4 protein-coding genes are annotated in these 7,114 nt (G+C 29.9%); 3 read left to right on the plus strand and 1 reads right to left on the minus strand.

From position 1 onward, the window contains the following. The first annotated feature begins 336 nt into the window (after positions 1-336). Entirely contained in the window at positions 337-2,154 is a 1,818-nt protein-coding gene (locus tag U9R42_14735; GenBank protein MEA3497281.1) for a DUF262 domain-containing protein, read from the plus strand. A 32-nt stretch (positions 2,155-2,186) separates the two neighbouring features. Here the strand turns inward: U9R42_14735 and U9R42_14740 are convergent, their stop codons facing one another. Further along, positions 2,187-2,504 (minus strand): hypothetical protein, encoded by a 318-nt coding sequence (locus U9R42_14740; protein ID MEA3497282.1) that lies wholly within the window; start codon positions 2,502-2,504, stop codon positions 2,187-2,189. A 402-nt stretch (positions 2,505-2,906) separates the two neighbouring features. Here U9R42_14740 and U9R42_14745 point away from each other — a divergent pair, with 402 nt between their 5' ends. Then, positions 2,907-5,825: a DUF3578 domain-containing protein gene (locus U9R42_14745; GenBank protein MEA3497283.1), complete on the plus strand. Its 2,919-nt coding sequence runs from the start codon at positions 2,907-2,909 to the stop codon at positions 5,823-5,825. A 5-nt stretch (positions 5,826-5,830) separates the two neighbouring features. Further along, positions 5,831-6,868: a 5-methylcytosine-specific restriction endonuclease system specificity protein McrC gene (gene mcrC / locus U9R42_14750; GenBank protein ID MEA3497284.1), complete on the plus strand. Its 1,038-nt coding sequence runs from the start codon at positions 5,831-5,833 to the stop codon at positions 6,866-6,868. Positions 6,869-7,114: the final 246 nt, after the last annotated feature.

The following is a 7,114-nucleotide window of genomic DNA, read 5'->3' on the forward strand; positions in this document are numbered from 1 at the left end:
GGGGTGGAGAGATGTGGAGGCTGAGGCTAATTGGGGGCTCAGTTCATAAAGTTGAAAAGTTTAGATAATTGATAATTGACAATGGATAATTGATAATTAATGAATAATGAATATCTTAAATAATTTTTCACCCAGAGGGTGATCCGCCTTCGGCGAGACAAGCCAGCCAGCCTCGCCGAGTCTAGGCGGGCCTCTGGCTGGCAATTAAGGAATACTTTATAAACTTTACGAACCTTCTAACTTAACCATGAAGGCTTTATTAAATGGGTGGGAAGTGGTTTAATAAAAAGAGATAGAGAATAAGAATTATATAATTAATTACTTATATTTAAAATTATGCCAAATTATTTCGTCAATCAAAGAAATATTAGTGCGTTACTTCAAAACATTAAGGACGAAGATATTGTAATCCCAGAAATTCAGAGACCTTTTGTTTGGGAGAGTAAAAAAGTTCGTAATCTTATGGACTCGTTGTATCAGGAATTTCCAATAGGTTATATTATTACATGGAAAAATCCAAATATAAGACTAAAAAATGGAAGAATGAGCGAGGGAAAACAAGTTATAATAGATGGACAACAAAGAATTACCGCTTTGATGGCTGCGATCTTGGGACGAGAAATTATAGACAAAGAGTATCAAAAAAAGAGGATTCGGATTTCCTTTAATCCATTGAAAGAAAAGTTTGAAACATTAACTCCTGTTATTGAAAAAAATAGTGAATGGATAAGCGATATTTCAGAATTTTTTAAAACTAGAAATAATATTTTTAATTTTACTGCTAATTTTTGTAAAAAAAATAATTTTACCGAAAAACAAAAAATCAAGACTCAGCAAAGTCTAACAAAATTACTAAACATGGAGGATAAGTTTATTGGAATTATTGAGCTTGATGCAAATTTAGATATTGATGATGTAACGGAAATATTTGTTAGAATTAATGATGCTGGGACTCCCCTTTCACAAGCAGATTTTGCAATGAGTAAAATTGCCTCATACGAACCAACATCAGACCATTTGTTTGGAGTGAATTTAAGAAAGTCTATTGATTATTTTGCTCATCTATCTCAAACACCACATTTTCTTGAAGATATTGGAAGAAACGATAAAGAGTTTAGCCGAACAGAATATTTGCTAAAAATGAAATGGGCCGGGAAGGAATTGGATAATATATATAATCCAAACTATAAGGATATTTTAAGAGTAAGTTTCATTAAGGAATTTAATAGAGGGAAAATTAGCGATCTTGTGAAGCTTTTATCTGGACAAAATTTTAAAACAAGAAATTATGATCAAAAAATACAAGAGAAATCATTCTTGGCTTTAAAAAATGGAGTCCTTGACTTTATAAATGAAAATCATTTTAAGAAATTCCTTATTATTTTACAATCAGCTGGAATTATTGATTCAAAACTTATTAATTCACAGAGCGTTCTAAATTTTGCCTATATTGTCTATTTAAAACTTAGAAAAGATGGAATGGCAAATAATTTAATTGGGAAATATACAAAAAAATGGCTTGTTCTTTCAATTTTGACTGAAAGATATTCAGCCTCACCAGAATCTACGATGGATAAGGATATTAAAGATATTAATAAATATGGAATTAAAAAAGTTATTGCAAAGATTGAAGAGGCGGACATGTCATCAACTTATTGGAATATTGGACTTGTACAAAATTTAAACAGGGCGATAATTTCAAGCCCATTTTTAAGCCTCTTTTTTATAGCACAGATATGCTCTAAGGATAAAGCTTTATTCTCCGAATCGGTTTTAATCGATCAACTCGTTAGCATAAAAGGAGACGTCCATCATATTTTCCCCAAAAATTATCTTCAAAAAGCAGGGTTTGGAATAAGTAAATATAATCAAATTGCAAATTTTGTTTATTTACAACAAGAAGTAAATATAACAATAGGAGATAAACCACCAGGACAATATTTTAGCCGAGCATTAAATCAATGTGATAATAAAACTTTGGATAGTGGAAGTATTGGAGAAATTACAGACAAGAAAAAATTGATAAAAAATTTAGAAATAAATTCTATCCCAACTGATATTTTTGAAATGGATATTACTAATTATGATGAATTTTTAGAAAAAAGACGGAAATTAATGGCAAAGAAAATTGAAAAGTTTTATAAGAGTTTATAGTAATAATTTTCTAATCAGAGAGCAGAAAGCTCCTACTCCTTATCAGGCAATCTATCATCTTTTTTTCTTTGATAATAAGTATTTTTATTTAAACATCTGTTTATAATATTTTCCATGTGCCAATAAGTGTAATTGCCATATCTAAAATAAATCTGTTTTGTTTTGTAAAAATAATCCTCGTATCCGGACTGGTCAATGTAATTAGCAAGCTCTAAGTATAATTTGTTATCAACTTTTTCTTGGACAATATATTCATGGGGCCATGTTTTAGCATAAGTTTTTGCAGGCGTCCAATTAGAATTTTTAATAAATAATTTTAAATTATTGGGGAGTAGTACTCTGTCAAACATCGCCTTTATTTTTTTACTATGAAGAAATATTAAAACCTTTTTGATTGTAGCTATAGTATTGTTGATTACTTTAGTTTCATCCATGCTGAATCTAAAGTGGATTCCATAAGTTGCATATTCTTTTAATCAAAAATACATTATTTATTTCAATAAGTATAGTAAGTTATAATTTAAAATAGCTGAACAGAATTCTTAATTTATAATCTAGAATTTATAATCTAAAATCTCTCAAGACTTGATTAAATGGGTAGAAAGTGGCTTAATGGGGAGGAGAATTGCATGGTTAATTGGTTATCAATGAAAATGCTATAAAGTTTTTATTAAGATTATAATTAAGAGAATAATTCAGGTAGGGTTTTTTGCAAAAATTAATGTGCTTTTTAATTATTTTATATAAATTCAATGAGAGTTAATATCAAGGAAATCAGGAGAATAATTAAATCTGATGTTATTAAGCCTAGAATTGAAGAATATTTACAGAAAAGAAAAAGTGGAGACGAGCAGCAATGGAACGAGGAATATAAATGGGATCCAAAAATATTGCCTGCAACACATAAGGAATTTATCAAGGAAAGAGACATTCTTAAAAAAATTGAAATTCTTCAAAAAAATAATCCAAACGAAGGATCCTTTGTGAGTTATATGGACTTGGACGATCTCAATAAATTTGCTAAGGAAAAAACAAAGCAAGCCACAAAGTTGATGGAAAACTTATTGAATGGAAAAAAGAATATTGCTAAACGCATTGATTATTTTAGGGATGAGACGAAAAAAGTGGATGAAAAAATTAAATTAGGAACACCCTTATTTGGTTACATTATGGCGGTATTCAATTCCAGTAAATATCCAACTTATAAAAATTCAACCTTTATGGCTCTCAAAAAGCTCATTGGAAAAAGACAAGAATGGAGTTCTATGAGTGTTGGCGAGAAATATCAAACATTTACTGACCTGTGCCATGAAATGGGCAAATTGCTGAAGCCAGAACTTGAAACTGTAAATATCAGAGGTATTGAGGTCAAGCCAGGAAGGACTGCTCTGGATGGTCAAGACTTTTTCTATATTCTTGAAGATCGTTATAATAGAGAGAGATATTTCCCCGAACTTGTTAAATTTCTTGAACAAGCCAAGGCAAGCAATCTTACAACAAAGCAATACCGAAAGGATTATATGAATTGTAAAGTGAGGATAAGTTTTGGAAAAGTAAGCTCTGCACAAACACCCTGGATTAGTTTTTTATCCGGTGACAATAAATTACAGAAGGGAATTTATCCAGTCTTTCTTTTTTATAAAAGTATAAATAAATTATTTCTAGCATATGGTATAAGTGAAATAAGTGAACCCGAACAAATTTGGAACATTGTTGGAAAAGAAACAATTGAAGATTATTTTATTGAAAATTTCAACTCGGAGCCAGAGAGATATGGCAGTTCTTATGTTTATAAAGTATACGATGTGAAAAACATTGATAATTTAAATCAAGAACAAATGGAAAATGACTTGAAAAACATAATTAATGAATATAAAAAACAACTTGAAGAAACTCCAAAAATTCAATACTGGACAATTTCTCCGGGGGAAGATGCAAAGCACTGGGAGGAGTTCTATCAAAAAGGGATCATTGGAGTCGGCTGGGATAAAACAAAAGATCTCTTACAATATAAAAATAAAAAAGAAATTCAAAAGGTTGCGAAAAACTTATTTGGATTAAAAACTAATGCCAGCAATACTGCCCAAGCTTGTTTGGATTTTTCTAGAACAATGAGAATTGGGGATATTTTAATTGTCAAAAAGGGAATTCATGAATTGGTCGGCTATGGAAAGGTAACTTCAGATTATATTTATGATGCAAGGAGGAAGACATATAAACACATACGAAATGTGATGTGGATTAAAAAGGGAAATTGGAAGATAGATAAAGAGATTATTCATCCTGCATTAAAAACTTTAACTAACATAACTCCGTATGAAGGTTATGCCCAAGAATTATTGGGCATAATGGACGAAAGTAATATTGATGGAAAAAATTACTGGTGGATTAATGCAAATCCAAAAATTTGGAATTTAACAGAGGCGGAAGTCGGTTCCAAACAAATATATACAAGCCATAATGAGGCCAAGAATCCCAGAAGAATTTATAGTTATTTTAAAGAGGTTAAGCCGGGCGACATTATGTTTGGATATATAACAAGTCCGGACAAACAAATTACTTCAATATGCAAAATAACCAAAGGGTTATATGAGAACAAAGAGGGGGAAGTGATTGAATTTGAAAAAACTGAGACTTTACAAAATCCAATTTTGTGGAATGAATTGAAAAATGAAGAAAGTTTGAAAAATTGCGAACCAATTAAGAACAATCAAGGAAGTTTGTTTAAAATAAGCAAAGAAGAATATGAAACCATTAGATATTTGATTGATGAGAAAAATATTTTCACGAAAGAAAAAATTGAAAAATATATAAAAAAGGATGCTCTAGACAAATTATTTATTTCAGAAAATGAATTTGATAATATAGCCCAAAATATTGAAAGAAACAAAAATATCATTCTGCAAGGCCCTCCCGGAGTTGGCAAAACTTTTCTTGCAAAAAGGTTGGCTTATTATTTGATTGGATACAAAGACGTAAACAAGGTACAATCTATCCAATTTCATCAATCATATTCATATGAAGATTTCATGCAAGGTTACAGGCCCAATGAAAAAGGAAAATTTGATCTTGTTAATGGAATATTTTTCAGATTTTGTCAGAAAGCTAAAAATGATCCAAACAATAAGTATTTCTTCTTGATAGATGAAATAAATAGAGGAAATCTGAGCAAAATTTTTGGTGAATTAATGATGCTTATTGAAAAAGATAAACGGGGTAAAGATTTTGCTATACCTTTAACATATTCCCAAGATGACAGAGAAACATTTTATGTGCCAGAAAATGTTCATTTGATTGGGACTATGAACACAGCTGATAAATCACTTGCGATGGTAGACTATGCTTTGCGAAGAAGATTTAATTTTATTTTTCTGAAACCAAAATTTAATAACAGCTTTAGTTCATTCCTAGAAAATATGGGAGTTAAAAAGATTATTATTAAAGCGATAGTTGAAAAAATAAGCAAACTAAATGAGATGATAATTAATGATGATAATAATCTTGGAAAAGGATATCAAATTGGTCATAGTTTTTTCTGTCCTCAGAGAAAAAGTAAATATGACGAAGAATGGTTTAAGAATATTGTCAAATACGAAATTGAACCATTGCTCGAGGAGTATTGGTTTGATAGTGAGAAAAAATTTAATGAAGCGAAGAATTTATTAAACTGATTTTTATGGAGATACCTATAATAAATATATATTACCTACTTTGTTATGCTTGGGATAAACTTGAAGAAAAAGATGTTGTTAACGTAAAAGAAGAAGATCACACTAAGTTACTTGATCTTTTTGCAAAGATATTAATTAACGGAATGAATCATCTAATCAGGAAAGGATTGGACAGAAATTACATTGATATCAAAGAAGATTCAAAGAGAATTAAGGGAAAGATTAATTTCAATGAAACACTGAAAAGGAACTTGTTGGTACGATGTGAAATTAGTTGCGAATTCGACGATTTTAGTTACAACATTCTTCACAACAGAATTATTAAAACAGTGATTGGAGGATTAGTTAGAAATGATGAGGTGGATCAGGAGCTGAGGGACGAATTGAATAAAATCTATCGATTATTGAAAGAGATTGATGAGATAAGGCTTTCCTCAAAAATATTTAATGCTGTAAAATTAAACAGAAATAATTACTTTTATGATTTTCTGATCAAGGTATGTAGGCTGATATATGAAAATTATTTAATCACGGAAGAAACGGGCAAGGGGAAATTTAGAGATTTTATAAGAGACGAAGTAAAAATGAGAATGCTCTTCGAAGATTTTGTTAGGAATTTTTATAGAAAAGAACAAAACGAATTTTCTGTAACAAGGGAATTGATTGCATGGAATGTTAAGGCTGAGAATGATGAAGATATGAGTTATATGCCGAGAATGGAAACCGATATATCGCTAAAATCAAAAAGTAAAAAAATAATAGTTGATACAAAATATTATAAAGAGGCCATTAAGGGTCAATATAAGAATAAAGAAAAGTTAATATCCAATAATTTATATCAAATGTTTGCCTACATAAATAATATAGAAAACAAAGGAGGTCTAAATAAAAAATGTACTGGAATATTACTTTACCCAACAGTTAAAAAAGATTTGGATTTAAAATATAAAATACCAAATCATAACTTACAAATTAAAACAATAAATCTAAATCAAGAATGGAAAAAAATTCATAAAGACTTATTAAGTGTAATTATGACTTGAAAATCCCTATGTTTATAAATTTTAAAAACAATTTAGAATAGAAGATAATCATCTATTTATATTTATATAACCCAATGCAACAATTTTCTCATTCAAAATTACAAACCTATGAAAGATGTCCCCTGCAATATAAGCTCCAATACCTCACCAACCTAAAGCCGGAGCAGGAAGAGACGATAGAAGCCTTTGTGGGTAGCCGGGTCCATGAGACTCTGGAACTCCTTTATCGTGATCTACTGCGAACAA

It is taken from the genome of Bacteroidota bacterium (genome assembly GCA_034723125.1).
Lineage (GTDB): Bacteria > Bacteroidota > Bacteroidia > CAILMK01 > JAAYUY01 > JAYEOP01.

Excerpts from the sequence above, each read along its gene's own strand:
- U9R42_14745 (MEA3497283.1), top strand. The coding sequence starts at position 2,907 with ATGAGAGTTAATATCAAGGAAATCAGGAGAATAATTAAATCTGATGTT.
- U9R42_14735 (MEA3497281.1), top strand. The coding sequence starts at position 337 with ATGCCAAATTATTTCGTCAATCAAAGAAATATTAGTGCGTTACTTCAA.
- mcrC (MEA3497284.1), top strand. The coding sequence starts at position 5,831 with ATGGAGATACCTATAATAAATATATATTACCTACTTTGTTATGCTTGG.
- U9R42_14740 (MEA3497282.1), bottom strand. The coding sequence starts at position 2,504 with ATGTTTGACAGAGTACTACTCCCCAATAATTTAAAATTATTTATTAAA.